Genomic DNA, 21649 nt, shown 5'->3' on the forward strand with positions numbered 1-21649 from the left:
CATGATGTTGCGGTGGAGGCCGTCGTAGCTGCCGGGGATGCCCTTGGCCTTCATGATGTCGAGCGACTCACGGATCCAGCCGTCCAGGTTGTTCGTGTAGCGCTTGGGAGCGGCCTTCGGCGCCTTCTTGGGGGCGGCCTTCGGCGCGGCTATCACCTTGCGCTCCACGGAACGGCTGGCGGCCTGCTGGGCGGTGTGGCCCTGCTTCTCGACAGCGGTGACCTTGAGGCGGTCGGCCACGGACGAGGCGACCGGCCGGCTCTTCTCGCCGTCGTCGGCCCGGTCCTTGGCGGTCATCGGCATGCCGTTGGCGCTGACCGGCTTGACGGTGCCCGACGCGGCCGAGGTGGTCGCGGCGTCGCTCGGAGCGGCGGTGAACGCCAGGGCGGCGGCGCAGCCTGCGGATGCCACCAGCGCAGCGGAGATCTTGTGCGTGCGGGTGATACGGGCAGTGCGGGGCAGGGTGAAGCTGGGCATGCGAGGTGACCTCTTCCAGGGCTTGGCGGCGGGGGGAGCGGCCTTCGGTTGGCGCGTGAGGACCGAGGGTCATTGCCGCGCTCGCCGCTCTGGCTGAGTTCGCCGGCTCGTTCTCGGTGCTACCCGGAACATGTTTAGCGAGGGCCCTGGATGGTGGCAAAGGTGCCTTGTACTACCTATCTTCGTGAGTTAGGGCGAAATGTCCGCAATAAGCGCCCTGTTTTACGGCGTCCGCCCGGAATCGCCTCGACTAGCCGGGTTCGTACGTGACGTACGTCGCGTGCCCCGCATCACCTGGAGGAGCTCGCAAAGCCGCCTCCGCGGCCCCGTGAAGTTGCCTGGGTCACACCGGTGAAGGGGCGCCGGGGCGGTGTCCGCCCGTCCGCCTGCCGTGCCCCGGAGGTCAGTCCTCCAGGAGCCGGGCCGCGAGATGCTCGATCCGGTCGTGCCAGGCGTCCAGCGCGGTCTGTGCGTCGAACCCGCGCGGGCCGGTCTGGGTGAGGACGAGACGGGCGCCGTGGCCGGTGCCGCCGCCCAGCTCCCAGCGGACCACGCCGTCCCGGTGCGACCGGTAGGCGAGCACCGTCGGGGCCCGCACCTCGGTGACGGGCCCGCCCGGCACCTTGTGTGTGGTGAACCCGGCCGGCGCCGGCGCGCCCGCCACGGGCTCGTCCCCCGACGTCAGCACCGCCCAGACGGTCTCGGCGGGGCGTACGAGCTGACGCTCGAAACGGATCCGCGGCCCCGCGGCGGTCTCCTCGACCGTGCCGTGGCCGAGATCGAACTGCTCCAGATACGCCTCGTGCAGCTCTCCGGTGTCGGGATCCACGGCCGTCGACTCGCCGTCGAGCAGCTGCGACAGCGCCGAGAGGCACAGATGCCAGCCGGAGGCGAAGCTGGCGCCGCCGAACCGGTCGCCGAAGGTGTGCACCAAGGTCAGCAGCGAGCCGTCGCCGTCCGGAGTGATCTCCCAGCGCAGATGGTCCTCGCCCCAGGTGAAGGCGAAGAGGCGCGGCTCCTCGGCATCGGTGACCGTGCCGGTCATGGCCACGTCGCCCGCACCGGGCATGGTGAAGGCCATCGCCCCGCCGGGCCGGAGCTCCACCGAGACCTCGGCGGGGAACCACTGCCCGAGCTGCGCCGGATCGGAGATCGCCGCCCAGACCTTCGCGGGGGAATGGGCCAGCCGGCGCTCCATGCGCAGCGCGGTGCGGCCGCCGGACGTGGTGAGGGTGTCGGAGTGCGGGTTCATCAGGGGGTGTCCTCCGTGGCGTCGGGCCCTCACACCAGCGCATCCGCCGCCTCGGTGACCACCGTCCGGTGCGTCGTACACGCGGCGGTACCGGGCACCGGCAGCTCCTCGCGCAGGACGGGCGCCAGCGCCGGCGCCGACCCCAGCGGCTCATCGGTGAAGAACCGGGTCGCCAAGTCCGCGACGTCCTGGGCACGTTCGAGCACCACCCAGTGATCGGCGTCGGGAATCGTCAGAAAGCTGCTGCCCGGGATGGTGGCCGCGAAGTCCCGCTGCCGGTCCGGCGAGGTCACCGTGTCGTGCTCGCCGCTGAAGACGAGGGTGGGGATGTCGTGCAGCCCGCCGGAGAAGTCCGGGCGGTCCGACAGCGCGCGGCGCAGCGAGTCGACGGCGTGCCGTGAGTGCCGGGCGGCGTGCAGCATCGAGCGCCGGACATAGCGGTACGCCAGGGTCCGGCCGACGACGTACCGGCGGTCGTCGAGACACATCAGCGCCTCGGTGACCAGCGTGGCGAAGGACTCGGCGTTGCCCTGTGCCAGCTGGTCGGTGGCCCGGCGCCACAGCTCCAGCTGCGCCTGGCTGGCATGTGCCGGTACGCCGCCCAGGGCGAGCCGCGCGACGCGTCCGGGCAGGTTCCGGGCGCATCCGAAGGCGAGGCCCGCCCCGTAGGAGAAGCCGAAGAGATTGACCTGCGGGACGTTCAGGTCGTCGATGATCCGCTCGATCGCGGCACACATCAGGGAGCTGCTGGGCCCCGGCGGCAGCGGGTCGGCGCTGCCCATGCCGGGCAGGTCCGCCGTCACCACGTCCGCCACAGGCCCCAGCTGGTCCTCCATCTGCGGCCAGCCGTGCATCCCCTGCAGCGCGCCGCCCAGCACCATGACGGGCTCGGTGATCCGCTCCGGCGGCCGCAGCCGCCGGTAGGCGAAGGACACCCCGCGCACCGACAAGGACCGGATCGTTTCCTCGTACATCTCTGCTTCCTCCTCGGAGAGTCCGGCGGGACCGGCCGGGTCGGCGTCCGCCGGACTAGCGGGTCAGTACGAGTGCGGCGTTGTGGCCGCCGAAGCCGAGCGAGGTCTTGACCGCACAGCCGAAGTCCGCCCGCCGGGCCCGCGCGCGGACGATCTCGATGGGCAGCCGCGGATCGGGGACGTCGAGATTCGCGGTCGGCGGCACCAGCTGCTGCTCCAGTGCGAGCACGGTGAGTGCGGCCTCGATGCCGCCGGCGGCACCCAGCGCATGCCCGGTCATCGCCTTGGTGGAGGTGACCAGGGCATGATCGCCGATCACCCGTCGCAGCATGGTGGCCTCGATCAGGTCGTTGACCACCGTCGAGGTGCCGTGCGCGTTCACATGGCCGACGTCACCGGGCGACACCTCCGCATCCGCCAGCGCGGTGCGCAGCGCCCGCTCGATGCCGTCGCCGTCCGGATCCGGGGCCACGGCCGCATAGGCGTCGCTGGAGGCGCCGTATCCGCGGAGGTGCGCACGGACCGGCGCCCCGCGCGCCGCGGCGTGCTCGGGCCGCTCCAGTACGAGGAGGCCGGCGCCCTCGCCGACGACGAACCCGTCGCGTTCGGCGTCGAACGGGCGGCAGGCCCTGGCCGGATCGTCCCGGCGGGTGGAGGCCGCCTTCATCCGGCAGGCGCTGGCGATCAGCAGCCGGGAGACCGGGGACTCGGCGCCGCCGGCGATGGCGATGTCGCAGGCCCCGGTGCGCAGCAGCTGGTGCGCGGTGCCCACCGCCACGGTCCCGGAGGAGCAGGCCGTCGACACCGCCAGGCTGGGGCCCTTCGCGCCGACGTCCATGCACACGCTGCTGGCCGCTCCGTTGACGACGGTCAGCGGCGCGAGCTTGGGGGAGACCCGCCGTGCCCCGCGCTCGGTCATCGTCGTGTGCTGCTGGTCGTAGAAGGGCAGTCCGCCGTGTGCGGAGCCGATGACCACCGCCACCCGGCTGCCGTCCCAGGCGTCCGTGTCCAGACCGGCGTCGGCGATCGCCTCGCGCGCGGCGATGACCGCGAGCTGCGCGAAGCGGTCCATCAGCCGCTGGGTGGCCACCCCGAGCAGCTCGGTGGTGTCCAGGTCGGAGGTGTACATGAAGTCGCAGGGCAGGTCGGCGAGTTCTTCGAGCCGCCGCACGCCGGTCGGCCGTGTTTCCTCGGTGACGGCGTGCCAGGTCGCCTTGGCCCCGACGCCCGCCGCGGTCACCATGCCCAGTCCTGTGACGGCCGCGGCGAACGGCTTGCGGCCGCCCGTCACGCCGGAACCAGACCGTCGACCGCCGCCACCAGCTGTCCCACGGTGTGGCGCGGGGTCAGCGGTACGTCGTCGAGGTCGACGTCCAGCCGCTCCTCGATCATCACCCGAAGTTCCTCCAGGGCCAGGGAGTCGATGCGCAGCGTGCGCAGCGGGGCCTGGTCCGCGAGGTCGCCCGCCGCGACACCGAATCGCTGGACCAGCAATGCGTTGACAACTTCTGCCGCATTCACGTGGCGCTCCTCCACTTGTTGTAGGCGTGCTGCCAACCGCGTCCTGGGCGGATGTTCGCCGGCGGCCCGGCTGGTTTGGCCACCCTTTATACGCCTTCGTCCCGATATCCCCCCAACATTGGTAGCTCGATGGGGTGATGGCGCAGCAGGACGCAGGAAAGGGACTTTCCCGGCGATACGGGTGCCCGGCGAGAAGCCTACGTTCCTGACGCCGTGAACCGGCGAGAGGCGCGGCGGGAAGCGTGCCGGAGAAGCCGGAACGCCGGTATCAGGCCTCGTCGAGTGCGCTGGTCACGCGCCCCAACAGGGTTCGGAGGGTCCGGAGTTCCTCGATGGTCAGGCCGGTGGCGGCGAGCATCCTGCGGGGGACCGGCAGGGCTCGTTCGCGCAGGTCATCGCCTTCGGGGGTGAGGTGGATGGTGACCGAGCGCTCGTCCTCGGTGCTGCGTTCGCGGCGGACCAGGCCCGCCGTCTCCAGGCGCTTGAGGAGCGGGGAGAGGGTGCCGGAGTCCAGCCGGAGCTGTTCGCCGATGGCCTTGACCGGCTGGGACCCGTGCTCCCACAGGACCAGCATGACCAGGTACTGGGGGTAGGTCAGACCCAGGTCCTTGAGGGCGTCCCGGTAGACGCCGCCGAACGCGCGCGAGGCGGCGTGCAGCGAGAAGCAGACCTGGTGGTCCAGGCGGAGCAGTTCGGCGTCGGGCACGGGGAGCGTGGTCATGGGTCCAGGTTAGCTCCCCGTAAGCGATTTAGTTGTGCGCAACTTAGTTGCGGACAATTTAAATGTGTGCGATCGTTGGCGGCGTCGGGCGGCCGGGGAACGGCCGCCGAGCTACCGAAGGGGTTCGTCATGGACGCGCTGTACACCGCTGTCGCCACCGCCAACGGCCGGGAGGGCCGGGCCGTCAGCTCCGACGGCAAGATCGACCTTGCCCTGGCCATGCCGCCGGAGCTCGGCGGCAACGGCGCCGGCACCAACCCGGAGCAGCTCTTCGCCGCCGGATACGCGGCCTGCTTCGCCAGCGCGATGAGCAACGTCGGCCGCCAGATGAAGCTCGACACCAAGGACGTCTCGGTCACCGCCGAGGTCTCCATCGGCAAGGACGACACCGGCTTCGGCCTGGCCGTCGTCATGCGGGTGGAGCTGCCGGACGCCCTCGCGGGCGAGACCGGGCGCCGCCTGGTCGAGGCGACCCACGCGTTCTGCCCGTACTCCAAGGCCACCCGCGGCAACATCGACGTCGAGCTCGTCATCGAGTGACGCGGGCTGGGACCTGACCCCTCGGACAGGCCCTGGTGGTGACCGGCCCCGTCACCTCACGGAGGCCGGTCACCGCGCCGACCAGCGCTGTGCCGATCGGACACGGCGGTCCGATGACGCCGATGGGCACGACCAGCGGCACCGGCTGGTCGTCGGGCCGCGTCCTGGTCGGAGCCGCGTCCCGGTCAGGGCGGCGTACCGGTCAGGGCGACGTACCGATCGGGCCGCGCTGTGTGCTGCGGCGGTGATGGCTGCGGATCAGCTCGGCGTAGTGCCGGCCGCTGTCCTTGAGGGTGCGGGCCTGGGTCGGGTAGTCGACGTGGAACAGGCCGAAGCGCTTGCCGTAGCCGTAGGCCCACTCGAAGTTGTCCATCAGGGACCAGGCGAAGTACCCGGCCAGCGGGGCCCCCTTACGGGCCGCGCGGGCGCACGCGGCCACATGCTGATGCAGATACCCGGCGCGCTCCGCGTCCGCGACGGTGCCGTCGGCGCGGACCACGTCCGGGTAGGCGGAGCCGTTCTCGGTGACATAGATCCTGCCCGCCGCGTACTCCCTGGTCAGCCGCAGCAGCAGGGTCTCGATGCCGCCCGCGTCGATCTCCCAGTCCATGCCCGTACGGGCGACATCCGGCCGGCGCACCGGGCGGGCGAACGGGGGCGGGCCGGCCGGGTCGGCGGCGACCACCGCCGGGAAGTAGTAGTTCAGCCCCAGCCAGTCCAGCGGCTGCGCGATGACCTCCGCGTCACCGGCGCGCTCCGGCAGCTCCACGCCGTACACCTCGCGCATGTCCGCCGGGAAGCCGCGGCCGTGGACGGGGTCGAGCCACCAGCGATTGGTGTGCCCGTCCATCCGCCGCGCCGCCTCGGCATCGGCCGTCGAGCCGGTGGCGGGCGCCACCGGGCTGAGATTGTTGACGATGCCGACCTCGGCGCCCGCGGCCCCGGCACGGATCGCGGCCGTGGCCAGGCCGTGCCCGAGCAGCAGGTGGTACGAGGCGCGTACCGCCGCGGTGAGGTCCCGCAGGCCCGGCGCCATCCGGCCTTCGAGATGGCCGATCCACGCCGAGCACAGCGGCTCGTTCAGCGTGGCCCAGTGCCGGACCCGGTCACCGAGCTTCCCGGCCACCACCGAGGCGTACGCCGCCAGATGCTCGGCCGTCTCCCGCACGGTCCAGCCGCCGCGGTCCTGGAGGGCCTGCGGCAGATCCCAGTGGTAGAGGGTGACGGACGGGGCGATGCCCGCCTCCAGGAGGCCGTCGACCAGCCGGTCGTAGAACGCCAGGCCCTCGGCGTTGACCCGGCCGTCACCGTCCGGGACGATCCGCGGCCAGGCGACCGAGAACCGGTAGGCGCCGACGCCCAGTTGGCGCATCAGCCCGATGTCCTCGCGCCAGCGGTGGTAGTGGTCGCAGGCCCGGTCGCCGGTGTCGCCGTCGTCGGTGCGGCCCGGCGTGTGCGAGAACGTGTCCCAGATGGAGGGCGCACGGCCGCCCTCGGCGACCGCGCCCTCGATCTGATAGGCCGACGTGGCCACGCCCCACGCGAAGTCGTCCGGCAGGGCGGCGAAGTCGATCCGGGCGAGGTCGGTCCGGTCGCGGTCGATCCGGTCGGTCACGGGGATCCTTTCGGCACGGTTCATTTGACGGCCCCGGCGGTGAGCCCGGCGACCAGATAGCGCTGGAGCAGCAGGAACCCGGCGACCACCGGGACGCTGACGACCAGCGACGCGGCCATGACCTGGTTCCAGTAGACGTCGTTCTGCGTCGCATAGCCCTGCAGCCCGACCGAGAGGGTGCGCGTGGTGTCATTGGTCATGACGGAGGCGAACAGCACCTCGCCCCAGGCGGTCATGAACGCGTACACGGCGACCGCGACGATCCCGGGGAGCGCGGCCGGCACCACGACCCGCAAGAGCGTGCCGAGCGGACCGCAGCCGTCCACCGAGGCGGCCTCGTCCAGCTCCCGCGGCACCGAGGCGAAGTAGCCGGTCAGCATCCACACGGAGAACGGGAGCGAGAAGGTCAGATACGTCAGGATCAGACCGCCGCGGGAGCCGTAGAGGGCCACGCCGGCGGAGTTCCCGATGTTGACGTAGATCAGGAACAGCGGCAGCAGGAAGAGGACCCCCGGGAACATCTGCGTCGACAGCACGGTCACGGTGAAGACCCGCCTGCCGCGGAACCGGTAGCGGCTCACCGCGTAGGCGGCGAAGACTGCGATGACCACCGAGCAGACCGTCGCCGAGCCCGCCACGATCAGCGAGTTGGCGAAGTACCGGGCCAGCGGCACGGTCTCCCAGATGTCGAGGTACGGACGGATCGTCACCTCGCTGGGCAGCCAGCGAAAGGCGCCCGAGACGTCCCGCAGCGGCTTCAGCGAGCTGCTGAACATCACATAGACGGGCAGCAGTACGAAGCCGGTCAGCGCGGTGAGGAAGATCCGGCGGGTCCAGAGGAAGGAGCGGGGCGGCGCGGTGGGCGAGCGCCGGCGGGTGGCCGGGCGTGGGGCGCGGGCAGTGGTGCTAGCCATCGGCGTACTTCCTTCCGCGCGAGGTGACCAGGAGGTAGCCCGCCGTCACCACCAGCAGGAAGAGCAGCAGCAGAACGGACATCGCCGCGCCGGTGCCGAAGTTCCAGGTGACGAACGAGGACTGGTAGATGTGGATGGACAGCAGGTCCGCGGCCTCCGGAGCGGCCTTGCCGAACAGCACATACGGCGTGTTGAAGTCGTTGAACGTCCACAGGAACAGCACCAGCACCAGCACCTGGTTGACCGGCCGCAGCGACGGCAGGGTGATCCGCCGTATCTGCCGGAGCATGCCCGCGCCGTCGAGCGCCGCGGCCTCGTAGAGGTCCTTCGGGATGCTCTGCAGCCCCGCCATCACCACCAGGAACGCGAACGGCCAGCTCTTCCAGACGGCGACCACCAGCAGCGCGACAAGGCTGTTGCCGCCCAGCAGCCAGAAGGGCCGCCCGTCGGTGAGCTGCAGCTGGTCGTGCAGGACGTGATTGACCAGGCCGTTGTCCCTTTGGAACATAAACGCCCAGGTGATCACGGCGGCGTAGACGGGCAGCGCGTACGGGGTCAGGAAGACGGCACGCAGCAGACCGCGGCCCCGGAAGTTCTCCTGCAACATGATCGCCGCCGTGGTCCCGATGAGCCAGCACAGCCCGACCGACAGCACACTGAACGCACAGGTGACCCAGAACGAGTGCAGCAGCGCGGCGCCGACCGGGGCGTCGAGGTCGACGCTGACCCGGTAGTTGCCCAGCGCCTTCCAGGGAGCCGCGCCCCAGTTGCCGATGTGGAACTGCGTCAGCTCCTTGAAGCTCATCACGATGCCGATGACCATCGGGACGAGATGGACCAGCAGCTCCAGCGCCAGTGCGGGCAGCAGGAGCAGATAGGGCAGGCCGGCGCGCCGCAGCCGGACGGTCCGCCGCCTCACTTCGCCATCTGCTGTTCTGCCTTGGCCAGGCGCGCCCGGACCGACTCGGTGGTGACGGGGTGGCCGGCCGCCGCATCGGCGAACAGGTCCTTGATCGCCGTGCCCACGGACGTCTCGAACTGCGCCTCGTCGGTGACCTGCGGCAGCGGCGCCGCGCTTTTCGTGAGCGTCTCGCGCAGCACCCTGGTGTCCTGCCGGTTGAACGCCGGGTCCCGCTGCGCGGCCCTGACCGGCGGGACGGAGCCGTACGCCTTGTTGAGCAGCCGCTGCTCGGCGTCGCTCGTCAGGAACTTCACAAACTTCCGGGCCCCGTCGATGTTGTGGGTGTTCTTGAAGACGGCGACATTGATGCCGGCGAGCATGGAATTGGTCTGCCGGCCGCCGCCCGGAGTGCCGGACGGGACGGGCACCGGGACCACGCCCCAGTCCCCGGGCTCCATCCCCGCGGCCGCGAAGCTGGTGGCCGCGGCCTGCCACAGCACCATCGCCGTCCTGCCCTTGGCGAAGTCCCGGAGCGACTGGTTCTGTCCGTACTCCGCGTTGCCCGGAGCGATGATCTTGTCCTTGGCCATGAAGTCCACGTACTGCTTGACCGCCGCGACCGCGCCGTCGGAGGTGAAGGCGGGCCTGCCCGCGGCGTCGAAGAAGTCGGCGCCGTGCTGCTTGCCGAGGACGAAGGCCTGATGGATGTTGTTGGTCAGCTGACCGCCCTCGGCGCCCAGGCCCCATCTGCCGTCCCTGGTCACCCTCTTGCCGGCCGCGACCAACTCGTCCCAGGTGGCGGGCGGTTCGCTGATCCCGGCGTCCTTGAACATCCGCTTGTTGTAGTAGAGCGCGTACGTCAGCGAGTACAGCGGCACCGCGGCCGGGTCCTTGCCCGCCGCCCCCGTGGCGCCCAGCGCCGGTGCCGCGAACCGGTCGCGTCCGCCGATCGTGTCGAAGTTCCGCTCGTCCCAGGGGAGCAGCGCACCGGTGGCCTGCAGCGAGGCGGACCAGGTGTTGCCGATGTTGAGGACGTCGGGTCCCTGCCCCGACGTCGTGGCCGCCAGGATCCGGTTGAGCAGATCGGGCCAGGGAATGACCTCCAGCCTGACCTTGATCCCGGTCCGCCGTTCGAACTTCTTCAGCTCGGGGCCGAGGATCTTCTTGTCCGCCTCGACGTTCGGCCCCTGGTTGGACGCCCAGTAGGTCAGTGTCCTGGGGGAGTCGTTGTCGCCCCCGGCGCCGGGGACCGTCCCGCCGCCGCATCCGGAGGCCGCCGCGGCGAGCGCGGTGACGAGGGCGGTGACGGTCGCTGCTCGGAGTGTGCGCATGACGGATACGCCTCTCTCTGAGGAGTCCGAAGTCGGCCAACTTCAGTTACTGAACAGGCCTCATGGCTTAACTTAAGGTGTGAGTTAAAGCCCGAGAGAAGGACGCGTCAAGGGATCGGACCCCGGCAGGGTGCGGGACGGAAAGGGGCCAGATGGCTGAGCACACCCGACGGACCGTGCGTGACCTGCGCAGGGCCAATCGCTCCGCGGTTCTGCAACGGTTGTATTTCGAGGGCCCCTTGAGCCGCCAGGAACTCGGACCCGCAACAGGCCTCAGTTCAGGATCCGTCAGCAACGTGGTCGCCGAACTCGTCGAGGACGGACTGCTGGAGGAGGCCGGCCTGGTCGGCTCCGACGGCGGCCGGCCCCGCACCCTGCTGCGGGTCGCCCCGGCGAGCGGCCGGCTGATCGGCGTGGACGTCGGCGACACCCGGGTCAAGGTCGAACTCTTCGACCTCTCCCTGGCCGAACTCGCCCGCTCCGACACCCCGTTGAGCGACCGGAGCTACGACGCCGGCCTGATCGCCCGGCAGATCGCCGACGGCATCGCCACCGTACTGCGCGAGAGCGCCACGGACCCCGCACTGCTCCTCGGCGTGGGCGTCGGCGTCCCCGGCATCGTCGACCGGACCGTCCCCGGCGGCGCGGTCGTACACGGCCAGACCGTCGGCTGGGACGCCATACCACTGGAACAGCTGCTGCGCGACGCCGTCGAACTCCCCGCCGACGTACGCCTCTTCCTCAACAACGGAGCCAAGGCGCTCGGCCAGGCGGAGATGTGGTTCGGCGGCGGGCGCGGCGCCCAGGACGCGGCCATCGTGCTCCTCGGCTCCGGCGTCGGCGCCTGCATCGTCACCGACGGCACCGTGCACGGCGGCGCCCGCGACAGCGCCGGCGAATGGGGCCACCTGACCGTCCGGGTCCGCGGCCGGCGCTGCCGCTGCGGAGCCCGCGGCTGCCTGGAGGCGTACACCGGCTCCGAGGCGCTGCTACGACGCTGGCGGGAAACGGGCGGTCAACCGCCCACCGACGCCGACGAGGAGACGGCGCTCGCCGCCCTGATCGCCGCCGCCCACCCCCAGGACGGCGCCGCCCCCGACCCGGTCGCCCGCGCCGTCCTGGACGAGACCGCCGAATACCTCGGGGCCGGCATCTCCGACCTCATCAACCTCTTCAGCCCCGAACGCGTACTCATCGGCGGCTGGGCCGGCCGCCAGCTCGGCCCGCACCTCCTCCCCGCCATCCGCACCCACGCCACCGCCTACTCCCTCGCCCACCCCGCCGGCCGCGTCACCATCGGCCTCGGAATGCTCGGCCCGGACGCCGTCACGGTCGGCGCGGCGACGCTGCCACTGGCGGACTTCCTCACGAACGGCGGCCGGCGGCCGACGGCGGCGCAGCAGCCGGCGGAGCGGGCGGCGACACCGGCGTGGCGGACGGCGCTGGAAGCCCGGACGCGGCAGACACCGCGGTGAACCGCCGCCCCCGTACCAGCGTCAGCGCCACCGCACAGGCGACCAGGCCCGCCGCGCAGCTCAGCCCGAACGCGGCCCGGAACCCGTAGGCCTGCGCCAGCGGACCGGCCGCGACCGCGGCCGCACACTGCCCGACGATCAGCCCGCACCCCAGCAGCGCCATCGCCTCGCCCATCCGCGCGGCCGGCGCCATGCGCTCCCCGAGCCCGAACACCGCGATCAGATGCGGTGCCACCGCCGCACCGATCCCGGCGATCACCAGCGTCGCGCCGGCGAACCCGTCCACGAGGAGCAGCGGCAGCACCAGCAGCGTCTGCGCCATGATCGCGATCCGCAGCCGGACCGTCAGACCCCGCTTCCCCGGCCGCGCCGTACTTACCAGACCCGCCACAGCGCTGGTCACCGCCATCGCGCCCCACACGAACCCGGCCATCCCCGCATCGCCCAGCTGCTTCGACAGGGCGCTCACTCCCGCGTTGGCGCCGCCCCAGATGACCCCCTGGGCCAGCGCCATCGCGCACAGCACCATCAGGGCGGGCGACACCAGCGGCACCCCGGCCGCCGCCCCCGTCCCCCCTCGCCCCAGGGGAGGTGCCCCCGTGACCCGCACCGGCCCCGGAGCCGTCGGATGCAGCGCGAACAGCACACCGAACACGGCGCTAAGCGCGGCCGCGAGCAGGAGTGCCGCCGAGGGGTGGAACAGGACCACGACGGTGGCCGCCAGAGCGGGCCCCGCCATAAAGCTGATCTCGTCGATCGTGGTGTCCAGGGACAGCGCACGCGCGGTCAACTCCTTCCCCTCCGGACGCGCCGCGGTCAACGCGATCCAGCGCGTCCGCGACAGCGGCCCCACCTGCGGCATCGTCACCCCGACCAGCGCCGCCACCAGCGCCTGCACCGCCACCGGCAACCCACCGAGCACCGATCCCACCAGCGCCACGATCGCCACCGCGTTCGCCGACGCGGCCACCAGGATCACCGGCCGGTGCCCGCACCGGTCGGCCAGCCGCCCGATCGGCGTACCGCCGACCGCCTGCCCCAGCCACAGCATCCCCGCGACCACCCCGGCCCGGCCGACCCCGTCCAGCTCCGTCAGCATCACCAGCGTGCCGATCGGGCAGAGCGCCGCGGGCAGCCGCGCCAAGAACGAGATCACCGCCAGCCCCGGCCCCGCCACCGAGAACACCGCACGGAACCCGCTCAACCACGACACCGCATCCCCCCCATCCCCCGCATGCCTCGGATCCCCACCCCGCATCCCCGCGGCCGCATGACTCGCCCCAGTACACCCGCGGCCCCGGCCGCCGGACCACCGGCACGTCATCCGAAGCGACGCCACGGAACTGCCGCCGGGTGTGGAGGAACACCCAGGAGGGGCCGTTCCCGGCACCGGCCGCGGCGCCCGCCGGAGGATGAAGCCGGAGGATGAAGTACGTCACGCCGGGAAAATCCCCGCATACCGGGGGCGGGGGTGAGGACGCCCCCTCTCGCGGCACGTCAGGGCGGCTTCACAGCCCTTCTCGCAACGTTTGCCCGATTCCTCCCCTCGCTCTGAGCTACAGACACTCGACGCTCCGCTCAACTCCACGCCACCACTCCACACCACCGCCCCTCCCCCTCCGCTCCAGGGGCGCCGGACTCCCCACCTGACGCTTCCTCAGTGCCGTCCCACTTGATAGACACGTCCGAATCATCCGCACGTGGTATGGGACGCGCATCATGAACGACCGCAACACCTCGGACCACCACATAGTCGAGTTCGACCTCACCGATCACGAGGCCCGCCGGAGGACCGAAGTCCTGGCGGCGCTGGGCGACGGCTGGGACCCCCTCGCGGTGATGGAGGGCGAGGCGGAGGCGCACCGCCTGCTCTACTCGGGCCTGGACGCGGAGCAGCAGGCCACCTACGACATGCTGGTCGCCGCGGGCGTGCTGCCGGCCTCCGGACGGGCCTGAGCATGCTTCCTCTGGACCCCACCGCCGACATCGGCCGCCGGGCCTGGGTGCCGTGCCCCGGCTGCCAGGACCACCAGGGCTGCGGAACCTGCCTCGACGGCCGCACCTGTCATGAACACTGGCGCTACCTCCTGTCGAACAAGGGCAGCGTGCTGCATCTGCAGTGCCCCAACTGCACCCATCTGTGGGCCTGGCAGTCAGGCTTCGGAGCGGGCGGCCGCACCGACGGCTGAGGTCACCGGCTGGGACCGATCGCCGTGATCAGTGGCTGAGACCGGCGGCTGAGACCGGCGGCTGGGACCGATGGCTATGACCAGTGGCTGAGGCCGAGGGCTGAGGCCGGGGGCTGAGGCCTGCGGCTGGCCGGCGGCTGAGACCGGCAGCCCCGCTACGCCAGGCGTCGTATCGCGTCCTCGTACGCCTCATCCAGCGCCCTGCCGGCGGATACGGCACGATCCGGCTGCACCCCGACGCCCTCCCAGTTGGTGCCCGTGACGGCGTTGATCGTCCGGGCCGTCGGCACCGTGACGGTGATGTGCTCCGTCACCGGATGCCGGTCGGTCGGGTGCGCGCCGCCCCGGCTCGTCTCCCCGACCACCACCGCGCGCCCGAGCGCCTGCAGCGTGTACGCCACGTCCTCGCCGCCCGAGAACGTGATCGCGCTGGTGAGGACGTACACCGGACGGCCGAGATAGCGCGGCGCGGGCAGATGCGCGGCGGTCCAGTACTGCCGGGTGGAGTCGGTGGAGCGCTCGTAGAAGTCGTTGAGGTGCACCTGATCGTCGGGGAAGAAGTAGCTGCACCACATCGCGGCGCCCGCCGGAGAGCCGCCCCGGCACTCCCGAAGATCGAGGATCAGGGCGCTGGAGTGCGCGACCAGCTCCATGGCCGCCCCGATCGCGCGGGCGCCTTCGCCGACGTCGGCGATCCACCGGATGTCGAGGTAGCCGACATTGCCGTCGAGGTGGTCGAAGCGACGGATGCCCTGGTTCTCGGCCCGAAGGAGCGCGAGGAACTCCGCCCGGCCCCCATCGTCGTCCTCCGGCTCGATGGACCGGGGCTCGTCCCGCCACAGCAGCCGCAGGTGGCTGTCCGGGCAGACCTCCTGCATCTGCGCGGTCACCGCCTCGCAGAGCGCGGCGCCGTCCAGCGCGTCGTACTCACCGGCCGCCAGCCGGCCCCGGATCGCCCGATCGACCTCCAGAGCCCGTTCCGGGAAGACATATCCCGCCACTATGCGCGCCAGGGCGCTGTCGATGATCTGTGCAGGGGCAAGCGGATGCGGCGTTGCCGGCGTTGCGGTCATTGCTGGTGAGCCCTCGATTCGGATCGGTCGGTGGGGGAGGGGCGGTACGGGTGGTCCCTGCGCGCCGGTGTGCCCGGGAGCGGTGCACCGGACGGCCGGCGGCGGTAGCGTGCCACGCATGGAGCTGCACGCGCGATCGCTTTGGCTGATGACCGAGCCGCTGCACGCGGTCTGCTACTTCGACGAGGAGTGCCGCGCCCTGGGAAAGGCCCTCGGCCTCAAGGGCTTCTGGATGGGGTATTTCGCCTCCCGTACCGCTCCGTTGGGGGCCGTGGGACCCGCGGCGGCCACGGCCGTACTCGGGGTGTTCGCCCCGGGGATGGTGGCCCGCGCGCTGCCCGCCGCCTGGAGCATCGCCGGCCCGGAGCATGTCCTCGACGAGCGGGGCAGCCGGGCCGCCCGCGCCCTGCGCCGAATCGGCCCCGAGCTGGAGGACCGGGCCGGCGAACTGCTGCCCCCGCTCCAGAAGATCGTCGACGATGCGCCCGCCCTCGCACGCCCCCTCTTCGCCGCCAACCGCGCGCTGTGCGACCACGCGGACCCCGTCGAGCGACTGTGGCAACTGGCCACCACCCTGCGGGAGTTCAGGGGAGACGCGCACCTCGCCGTGCTCGCCGACGAGGGCCTCGACGGCTGCGAAGCACTCGTCCTGGCCGCCGCGTCCGGCCGCGTACCCGAGGACACCATCCGGCAGGACCGCGGCTGGACCGAGGAGGAGTGGGCGGCCGCCGCCGACCGGCTGCGCTCCCGCGGCCTCGTCGACGCACGGGGCGGCGCGACCGAACACGGCCTGCGGGAACGCGAGCGCATCGAGCACGCCACCGACCGGCTGGCCGGCCGGCTGCTGCACTCGCTGACCGCGGCGGAGACCGAGGCGCTGCTGCACGCGTTGGAACCCGTCGTCCGGCGCATCCTGGCGTCGGACGTCCTCCCCTTCCCCAACCCGATCGGCCTCCCGCACCTCGACGAGCCCCTGCCCTCGCCCACCGGCCGCGACACGCCCCAGCCTCCGCCTGGCCCTGACCCAGCGGACATCCGCTAGCCCAGCGGCTTCCCCGCCCCCTTCAGCTTCTGCTCCAGATCCATCGTCTCGGAGGCGGGCGGCGCCTGGACCGTGACCGGCTTGTTGACGTCGAAGAACCGTATGGTCACGTCGAGCGGGCCCCGGTTCGCCTGCGCACGCTCCCGGAACTTCACCATCCGGTCGTCGGGGCCGACCCACATGTCCAGCTTCAGACTGCTCACCCCGAGCTGCTTGTACTGCTCGACGACGTTCTTGCGGCGCTCGGCGTTCAGCGCGCTCTTGCCGGGCCGCCTCGTCAGCAGATCCGTCACCTCGACCGTGCCGGCGTAGTGCGTTGTCCGCACCCCGTCGACGGTCTCCTCGCCGATCTTCTTGATGTCGTCGGACTGAGGAAGCAACGACGCCTGCGCCGCCGGGTCTTGGTTGGCCTGCCGCTGCATCCCGCCGAAGCCGCCCGCCTTGTCGGAGTTTCTGCGCTTCATGGGCAGCTTGAGCCAGCGCTTGCCGTCCATCGCGGCCGCCGCCTCCTTGCCGCCGCCCAGATACAGCGAGCCTCCGACGAGCCGCACCGAGAACTCGCCTTCCTCCGCGCCCCCGGACGCCTTCATCCGCATGTCGATGGCGCGCGGGCGGAGGCTGAACGACACCTTGCCCTCAACGGTCCCCTGTCCCGGGACCTTGCCCGAGAGGCGATAGGACACGGAGTTGAGCCTGGCGCCCTTGTCGACCGCCTTCCGTACGGCGGCGACCGGAGCCGCGTTGATGTTCTCCGAACTACCGGACCGGTCCGCGGACTTGCCGCCGGACGCCGAACACGCCGCCGTACCGCCGCACAGCACCGCACCGGCGAGCAGCGCACCCAGCACCCGCGACGACGTACGGGAACGAGCGCCGCCGGAATGCGGCACACCGGAATGCGAGATACCGGAATGCGGGATCCGGGAATCGGAGATGCCGGAACCGGCGATGCCGGAATCGGAGACGCCGGAACCTGCGATACCGGAATCGGTGATGCCGGATCCAGAGAAGCGCGAAAGGCGAGTCATGGTCCCCCCACGGACGCAAAGTACTGTGAAAATGTGACTGATCAAGACAGTAACCCACAGCACTGACAATCCGCTTCGAGTATCTCCGCCGCCGCTCTGGCCAGCGGATACGACACTTGGGTGATCTTGCACCACCCATCCGCCGGACACGCAGGGTGATTTTCATCTGGTGGTTCGATGGGTGCTTTGGGGTGCTTTGCTATGCCAGATCGGGACACCTCCGTGCAAGAGGCGTTGAATGGGTATGGATCCTAGAGAGTTGTGGGACCGCAACGCCGTGCTGGCGGAGGCGTTTTGTTTGGGTGACGAGCGCGTGCGGGAAGCCCAGGCCAGGCTTGACGAGGCGCAGGCCGACCGGTCACGGGTCTTGGCGGCGTTCGCGGTGACAGTGGGCAGCACCGGCGCGGTGGCCGGTCTGTTCGGATTGAACGAGCGGGAAGTGCGGATCGCCCGGCGCACGGTCGGCAAGGACGACGCCCGCGCCGTCGCCGAGAAACTTCTGGCCACCGGAAACCCCGCCATGACGCCCCCCTGCGAACCGGACGACGCTTCCCCAGGCCCTGATACCACTGCCGAATATCCCCACCAGAACCCGCATCCCGCAACCCGCCCCACCAGTCCGCACCGCGAGGCAACAAGCGGCACGACAACAACTCCCGACCAGAACTGGTCCCCGGCAATGGACGCGGTTCTCATCGGCAGTTGGCAGACCGGAGTGGATCTGCGCGAACTCGCCACCGAATTCGGGCTCGACCTCACGCGCCTGGTTACCCGTGCCCAACAACTGTCCGCCCAGGGGCGGTTCTACCCCGGCGCGGCGGAATCCCACGCGGGACGCCACCGCCGCGGCCCCGGAGACGTTCATGAAGCCGAGTTCGCCATCCCCGCACAGCAGACGGCCGCGTGGAACGCCGCCGCCCCCGCGACCCACCAGATGGCGTCGGCGTGGCAGACGGGCACGATGCCGTCCGCCGAATGCGTCCCCGACGTGACCGCCCTCGCCTCCGAGTGGGACACCGCGCTCGCCCCCTGGGGCAGCATCACACCCCCGCACGAGGAGACCGCACCCTCCCATCAGCCCTGGACCCAATACCACCTCAGTTCTTGACCCACGACGAACGACCCGGTTGCTGACCCATGACGAACGACGAAGAGCCGGCGCGCACGCTGGACGGAAAAGTGGCTCTGGTGGCCGGCGCCACCCGAGGGGCCGGACGCGCCATCGCGGTGGAACTCGCCCGCGCAGGCGCCTTTGTCCACGCCACCGGGCGCAGCAGCCGGACCGCAGGCCGGTCGGAGATCAACCGGCCCGAGACGATCGAGGAGACCGGTGACCTGATCGCCGCGGCCGGCGGATCCGGTACCGCCCTGCGGGTGGACCACCTCGACAGCGAACAGGTCAGCGACCTGATCCAGCGCATCGACCGCGACCACGGCCGCCTCGACCTCCTCGTCAACGACATCTTCGGCGGCGACAGATACGCCCAGTTCGGCACCACCCTCTGGGAACACGACCTCGCCGGCGGGCTGCGGATACTGCGCATGGGCATCGACACACACGCGATCACCAGCCACCACGCGCTGCCGCTGCTCATCCGCCGCCCCGGCGGCCTGGTCATCGAAATGACCGATGGGACCGCGGAGTACAACACGGCCTACCGGCACCACGAGGGCTTCTACTACGACCTGGTCAAGGCCGCCGTCCAGCGCATGACCCTCGCCCAGAGCCATGAACTCGCCCCGCACCACTGCTCCGCCGTCGCGGTGACCCCCGGCTGGCTCCGCTCGGAGCACATGCTCGAGGCCTTCGGCGTCACCGAGGACAACTGGCGCGACGCGACCGCCGATGTGCCGCACTTCTGCATCTCCGAGTCACCGGCATACGTGGCGCGGGCGGTGACCGCACTCGCCGCCGATCCCGACGTCGCCTGCTGGAACGGCAAGGTCGTCTCCAGCGGCCAACTCGCCCCCCTCTACGGCTTCACCGACACCGACGGCACCCGACCGGACTGCTGGCGCTACCTCGACGAGGTCCAGTCCCGCGGCCTCCCTGCCGACGACACCGGCTACCGCTGAGGCCTGGCCCCCCCCGACGCACCCAGGGCCTCCACTCGGCCGCGGCTCCGGCCGGGGTGGCCGTCGTCGGGTTGGGTCGGGTTGGGTTGTGGTGGGGTTCGGCAAGTCCTCGACCGAGCGCAGAGGGCGGCCCAGCACACGCTGAACGCCGTTGCCGAGACCGGTCACGCCCTCCTGGCGATAGTTCGCGTACAGGCCGTACAACCTGTCGATGACCGACGGCGTGACTCCACGGGACGGCAGCGTGCCCCGCCAGGCGTCGTCGAGGGGGAACGTCGACGTACCGCACAGGCCTGCCGAGAACCGCGCCGAAGCGGTCGGCAAGCTCCGGCAGCGTCAGCGCCTGCGGCCCGCTGATCTCTATCTCGCCGACGACTGGACGCTCCGCCAGCAGCTCGGCGACCGCGACCTCCGCGACATCCCGCACGTCCACATGTCCCCGAGCGCCCGCCCCGGCAGGATCGGCCAGCATGCCCCCGCCGATCGAGGCGGCTGCCGGGAGGGAGTTCTGCAGGAAGCGGTCGGGCCGCAGCACGGTCAGTGATTCGTCTCGGTGGCAACCTGGTCCTCGATGAACGGATGCGCCAGATAAAGCCGGTCCATGCCGACGACCGCACGCCGGACGTCCGCCGCATTGCTGGGCTCACCTTGGTGCAGCAGCCAATCGCTGGACGGCTTCGCCTCAGGACGCCAGTTCCCCCAGCAGGGCCCAGGTCCGGCGACGGTCGGCCTCGCCGGCTGTCTCCGTACCCGAGAACACCACCTCCGTCGCCCCGGCGTCCCGGTAGCGCCGTACCTCGGCGGCCACCGTCCTCTCGTCGCCGATCACGGCCACATCGGCGGCCCGTTTGCCGCCGGAGAGCTCGATGGCCCGCGCGTAGGACGGTATCTGCTCGTAGAACGCGAGCTGATCGGTCACCACGTCACGCACGGAGTCCACGTCGTCGGTGACCACGCCGTGCACGAGCGCCACGATGCGCGGCGCGGGACGGCCCGCGGCCTGTGCCGCGGCGGTCACGGCCGGGACGATGTGCTCGGCCAGGGCACGAGGCCCGGCCAGGTAGGGCAGGATCCCGTCCGCCAGCTCACCACTGACACGAAGGGCCTGAGGGCCCATTGCCGCGACGAGCAGCGGCACGCCGGCCTCGGCGCCCGGCACACGGGCGGGCAGCGGTGTGGTCGCGGTGAGCAGCTCGCCGTGGAAGTCCGCGGTACCGGTATCCGTCAACTGCCGCAGAGCGGTGAGGAATTCACGTAGACGGGCGATGGGCCGCTCGAAGGGGATGCCGAAGCCCGCCTCGGTCAGGAGCTTGGTGCCGAGCGCGAGTCCGAGGTGGTACCGGCCGTGCGTGGCCGCCTGCGCGGTCTGCGCCTGGCTGGAGACGAGCAACGGATGGCGTCCGAAGACGGGAATAGCGGAGGTGCCCACCTGCAGGCCCGGTACCTCACGCCCGACGATCGCCGCGAGTTGAGGCGAGTCGGCGCCGAAGGTCTGCCCGAACCAGGCGGACCGCAGCCCCGCGGCAGCCGCCTCCTCGGCGAGCCGCACGGTGGCATCGATCTGGTTGTCGGAACCGGTCGCGTCGAGTGCTACTCCCACGGTCATGTCAGTGAAAACCGCGGTCGGTTGGGCGCGTATTCCCCGTCCGTACGACGGTTTCCCGCCAGGCGTGTGCAGACGCGTTTCCGCAGTGCGTGCGGAGGTGTGGGTGTGTGGGCGCCTGGGCACCGTACTTGACCCCCGGCCCACGGCTGATCAGCGCCGGCGCCATACCAGCGTGTAGCGCCAGAACAGCCGACGGCGCAGCCGCGCGCCGGGCAGTACGCGACGGGCTTCGTCCACGATGCCGGGGAAGCTCATGACCGCCGGCCGGGTCGGGGCGGTCATCGAAGTCGGCCGGGGTGCGCTGCGGCCACGGTTCTTGATCCAGCCCATGGCGGCGTTCAGCGGGGCTGCGACCGTACCGAGCAGGTGATCAACGGGAGTCCGCGCGCGGGAGAGGCCGACGATGACCAAGGTTCCGCCGGGCGCCAGGTGCCGGCGGAATTGGCTGAGGGCGTCGGTGAACGGCAGGTGGTGGAGGGCGGCGACGCAGGTGATCACGTCGTAGGGACCGGGCGGTATCCCGGTCGGTGCATCGGCGACGGTGAAGGTCACCGGGGCGGCCTGGGCGACTTGGGTGGCCTGGGCGGCCTGAGAGGTCTGAGAGGTCAGCTTCCGTGCCTGGACGACGATCGCCGGGTCGGCGTCGATGCCGTGCACTGCGTCCGCGCGCGTGGCCAGGAGCCTGACCAGGTCACCGCTGCCGCAACCGACGTCCAGGGCGCTGCCGAAGCGCCGGGGGAGCTGCCGCAAGATCCATCGGTGGTAATGGGCGTTGTGGTCCCAAGGGTGGGCGGCATTGAACCGGTCAAGGGCCTGGAGGACGCGGCGCGGCAGTGTCGTCATGCGGTGAGTCCACCACGCCGTCGTGCCGCCTGCGACACCGTCACACCGTCAAGCCTGCGGTGGGGAGTTGC

Annotated in this window: 23 protein-coding genes; 8 read left to right on the forward strand and 15 right to left on the reverse strand. The window is 71.2% G+C overall.

The window, feature by feature from the left end; genetic code table 11:
• The 6 genes from ACWD6P_RS14430 to ACWD6P_RS14455 form a co-directional block, all read right to left on the reverse strand.
• On the reverse strand, positions 1-477 hold a 477-nt coding region (locus ACWD6P_RS14430), incomplete at its 3' end, for a transglycosylase SLT domain-containing protein (protein WP_451444401.1).
• A 403-nt stretch (positions 478-880) separates the two neighbouring features.
• On the reverse strand, positions 881-1729 hold the full coding sequence (locus tag ACWD6P_RS14435; RefSeq protein WP_451444402.1) for an SRPBCC family protein: 849 nt from the start codon (positions 1727-1729) through the stop codon (positions 881-883).
• A gap of 29 nt (positions 1730-1758) precedes the next feature.
• Positions 1759-2703, reverse strand: a complete 945-nt coding sequence (locus ACWD6P_RS14440) for an alpha/beta fold hydrolase (RefSeq protein ID WP_451444403.1) — start codon at positions 2701-2703, stop codon at positions 1759-1761.
• Positions 2704-2758: 55 nt separating this feature from the next.
• Positions 2759-3994: a beta-ketoacyl-[acyl-carrier-protein] synthase family protein gene (locus ACWD6P_RS14445; RefSeq protein WP_451444404.1), complete on the reverse strand. Its 1236-nt coding sequence runs from the start codon at positions 3992-3994 to the stop codon at positions 2759-2761.
• On the reverse strand, positions 3991-4224 hold the full coding sequence (locus ACWD6P_RS14450; RefSeq protein WP_451444405.1) for an acyl carrier protein: 234 nt from the start codon (positions 4222-4224) through the stop codon (positions 3991-3993). The genes ACWD6P_RS14445 and ACWD6P_RS14450 overlap by 4 nt, the downstream gene beginning before the upstream one ends.
• A 268-nt stretch (positions 4225-4492) precedes the next feature.
• Complete coding sequence (locus tag ACWD6P_RS14455; protein ID WP_451444406.1) at positions 4493-4945, reverse strand: MarR family winged helix-turn-helix transcriptional regulator; 453 nt, start codon at positions 4943-4945, stop codon at positions 4493-4495.
• Between the two features lie 129 nt (positions 4946-5074).
• Between ACWD6P_RS14455 and ACWD6P_RS14460 the strand changes: the two genes are divergently transcribed.
• Complete coding sequence (locus tag ACWD6P_RS14460) at positions 5075-5485, forward strand: organic hydroperoxide resistance protein (protein ID WP_451444407.1); 411 nt, start codon at positions 5075-5077, stop codon at positions 5483-5485.
• 202 nt (positions 5486-5687) lie between these two features.
• Here the strand turns inward: ACWD6P_RS14460 and ACWD6P_RS14465 are convergent, their stop codons facing one another.
• Genes ACWD6P_RS14465 through ACWD6P_RS14480 form a run of 4 tightly spaced genes read right to left on the reverse strand, consistent with a single transcriptional unit; the run spans position 5688 to position 10246 of the window.
• Positions 5688-7100, reverse strand: a complete 1413-nt coding sequence (locus ACWD6P_RS14465; protein ID WP_451444408.1) for a GH1 family beta-glucosidase — start codon at positions 7098-7100, stop codon at positions 5688-5690.
• Between the two features lie 20 nt (positions 7101-7120).
• On the reverse strand, positions 7121-8014 hold the full coding sequence (locus ACWD6P_RS14470) for a carbohydrate ABC transporter permease (RefSeq protein ID WP_451444409.1): 894 nt from the start codon (positions 8012-8014) through the stop codon (positions 7121-7123).
• On the reverse strand, positions 8007-8933 hold the full coding sequence (locus ACWD6P_RS14475; protein WP_451444410.1) for a carbohydrate ABC transporter permease: 927 nt from the start codon (positions 8931-8933) through the stop codon (positions 8007-8009). The genes ACWD6P_RS14470 and ACWD6P_RS14475 overlap by 8 nt, the downstream gene beginning before the upstream one ends.
• On the reverse strand, positions 8930-10246 hold the full coding sequence (locus ACWD6P_RS14480) for an ABC transporter substrate-binding protein (protein WP_451444411.1): 1317 nt from the start codon (positions 10244-10246) through the stop codon (positions 8930-8932). Before ACWD6P_RS14480 ends, ACWD6P_RS14475 begins: the two co-directional genes overlap by 4 nt.
• A 152-nt stretch (positions 10247-10398) precedes the next feature.
• Between ACWD6P_RS14480 and ACWD6P_RS14485 the strand changes: the two genes are divergently transcribed.
• On the forward strand, positions 10399-11721 hold the full coding sequence (locus ACWD6P_RS14485; protein ID WP_451444412.1) for an ROK family transcriptional regulator: 1323 nt from the start codon (positions 10399-10401) through the stop codon (positions 11719-11721).
• Here the strand turns inward: ACWD6P_RS14485 and ACWD6P_RS14490 are convergent.
• Entirely contained in the window at positions 11612-12934 is a 1323-nt protein-coding gene (locus tag ACWD6P_RS14490; RefSeq protein ID WP_451444413.1) for an MFS transporter, read from the reverse strand. The two genes, ACWD6P_RS14485 and ACWD6P_RS14490, sit on opposite strands and share 110 nt — an antisense overlap.
• A 506-nt stretch (positions 12935-13440) precedes the next feature.
• On the opposite strand from ACWD6P_RS14490, the gene ACWD6P_RS14495 reads away from it, so the two are divergent.
• A complete protein-coding gene (locus ACWD6P_RS14495; protein WP_451444414.1) occupies positions 13441-13677 on the forward strand; it encodes a DUF6400 family protein in 237 nt (78 codons plus the stop codon).
• 2 nt (positions 13678-13679) lie between these two features.
• Positions 13680-13910 (forward strand): hypothetical protein, encoded by a 231-nt coding sequence (locus ACWD6P_RS14500; RefSeq protein ID WP_451444415.1) that lies wholly within the window; start codon positions 13680-13682, stop codon positions 13908-13910.
• A gap of 155 nt (positions 13911-14065) precedes the next feature.
• Here ACWD6P_RS14500 and ACWD6P_RS14505 read toward each other — a convergent pair whose 3' ends face one another.
• Positions 14066-14983: a S41 family peptidase gene (locus tag ACWD6P_RS14505; RefSeq protein ID WP_451444416.1), complete on the reverse strand. Its 918-nt coding sequence runs from the start codon at positions 14981-14983 to the stop codon at positions 14066-14068.
• Between the two features lie 118 nt (positions 14984-15101).
• On the opposite strand from ACWD6P_RS14505, the gene ACWD6P_RS14510 reads away from it, so the two are divergent.
• A complete protein-coding gene (locus ACWD6P_RS14510) occupies positions 15102-16025 on the forward strand; it encodes an SCO6745 family protein (protein WP_451444417.1) in 924 nt (307 codons plus the stop codon).
• Here ACWD6P_RS14510 and ACWD6P_RS14515 read toward each other — a convergent pair.
• Entirely contained in the window at positions 16022-16915 is an 894-nt protein-coding gene (locus tag ACWD6P_RS14515) for a hypothetical protein (RefSeq protein WP_451444418.1), read from the reverse strand. The genes ACWD6P_RS14510 and ACWD6P_RS14515 overlap by 4 nt on opposite strands.
• 397 nt (positions 16916-17312) lie before the next feature.
• Here ACWD6P_RS14515 and ACWD6P_RS14520 point away from each other — a divergent pair, with 397 nt between their 5' ends.
• The 3 genes from ACWD6P_RS14520 (at position 17313) to ACWD6P_RS14530 (ending at position 19673) form a co-directional block, all read left to right on the forward strand.
• A complete protein-coding gene (locus ACWD6P_RS14520; protein ID WP_451444419.1) occupies positions 17313-18161 on the forward strand; it encodes a hypothetical protein in 849 nt (282 codons plus the stop codon).
• Positions 18162-18190: 29 nt separating this feature from the next.
• Positions 18191-19129 carry an SDR family oxidoreductase gene (locus tag ACWD6P_RS14525; RefSeq protein ID WP_451444420.1) on the forward strand — a complete coding sequence of 313 codons (939 nt, stop codon included), beginning with the start codon at positions 18191-18193 and terminating at the stop codon, positions 19127-19129.
• A 211-nt stretch (positions 19130-19340) separates the two neighbouring features.
• The gene (locus ACWD6P_RS14530) at positions 19341-19673 is read left to right on the forward strand and encodes a hypothetical protein (RefSeq protein ID WP_451444421.1); all 333 of its coding nucleotides are present in this window, start codon (positions 19341-19343) and stop codon (positions 19671-19673) included.
• Between the two features lie 138 nt (positions 19674-19811).
• Here ACWD6P_RS14530 and ACWD6P_RS14535 read toward each other — a convergent pair whose 3' ends face one another.
• Together ACWD6P_RS14535 and ACWD6P_RS14540 are read right to left on the reverse strand one after the other, a co-directional pair.
• Positions 19812-20735 carry a TIGR03564 family F420-dependent LLM class oxidoreductase gene (locus ACWD6P_RS14535; protein ID WP_451444422.1) on the reverse strand — a complete coding sequence of 308 codons (924 nt, stop codon included), beginning with the start codon at positions 20733-20735 and terminating at the stop codon, positions 19812-19814.
• 150 nt (positions 20736-20885) lie between these two features.
• Positions 20886-21578, reverse strand: a complete 693-nt coding sequence (locus ACWD6P_RS14540) for a class I SAM-dependent methyltransferase (RefSeq protein ID WP_451444423.1) — start codon at positions 21576-21578, stop codon at positions 20886-20888.
• Between the last annotated feature and the right edge of the window lie 71 nt (positions 21579-21649).

It is taken from the genome of Streptomyces sp. NPDC002446 (assembly GCF_053595675.1).

Bases quoted from the DNA above. Each gene is read 5' to 3' on its own strand.
- ACWD6P_RS14510 (WP_451444417.1), top strand. From the start codon at position 15,102: ATGGAGCTGCACGCGCGATCGCTTTGGCTGATGACCGAGCCGCTGCAC.
- ACWD6P_RS14440 (WP_451444403.1), bottom strand. From the start codon at position 2,703: ATGTACGAGGAAACGATCCGGTCCTTGTCGGTGCGCGGGGTGTCCTTC.
- ACWD6P_RS14460 (WP_451444407.1), top strand. From the start codon at position 5,075: ATGGACGCGCTGTACACCGCTGTCGCCACCGCCAACGGCCGGGAGGGC.
- ACWD6P_RS14485 (WP_451444412.1), top strand. From the start codon at position 10,399: ATGGCTGAGCACACCCGACGGACCGTGCGTGACCTGCGCAGGGCCAAT.
- ACWD6P_RS14505 (WP_451444416.1), bottom strand. From the start codon at position 14,983: ATGACCGCAACGCCGGCAACGCCGCATCCGCTTGCCCCTGCACAGATC.
- ACWD6P_RS14435 (WP_451444402.1), bottom strand. From the start codon at position 1,729: ATGAACCCGCACTCCGACACCCTCACCACGTCCGGCGGCCGCACCGCG.
- ACWD6P_RS14530 (WP_451444421.1), top strand. From the start codon at position 19,341: ATGACCGACGGCGTGACTCCACGGGACGGCAGCGTGCCCCGCCAGGCG.
- ACWD6P_RS14525 (WP_451444420.1), top strand. From the start codon at position 18,191: ATGACGAACGACGAAGAGCCGGCGCGCACGCTGGACGGAAAAGTGGCT.
- ACWD6P_RS14540 (WP_451444423.1), bottom strand. From the start codon at position 21,578: ATGACGACACTGCCGCGCCGCGTCCTCCAGGCCCTTGACCGGTTCAAT.
- ACWD6P_RS14480 (WP_451444411.1), bottom strand. From the start codon at position 10,246: ATGCGCACACTCCGAGCAGCGACCGTCACCGCCCTCGTCACCGCGCTC.
- ACWD6P_RS14455 (WP_451444406.1), bottom strand. From the start codon at position 4,945: ATGACCACGCTCCCCGTGCCCGACGCCGAACTGCTCCGCCTGGACCAC.
- ACWD6P_RS14495 (WP_451444414.1), top strand. From the start codon at position 13,441: ATGAACGACCGCAACACCTCGGACCACCACATAGTCGAGTTCGACCTC.
- ACWD6P_RS14470 (WP_451444409.1), bottom strand. From the start codon at position 8,014: ATGGCTAGCACCACTGCCCGCGCCCCACGCCCGGCCACCCGCCGGCGC.
- ACWD6P_RS14535 (WP_451444422.1), bottom strand. From the start codon at position 20,735: ATGACCGTGGGAGTAGCACTCGACGCGACCGGTTCCGACAACCAGATC.
- ACWD6P_RS14500 (WP_451444415.1), top strand. From the start codon at position 13,680: ATGCTTCCTCTGGACCCCACCGCCGACATCGGCCGCCGGGCCTGGGTG.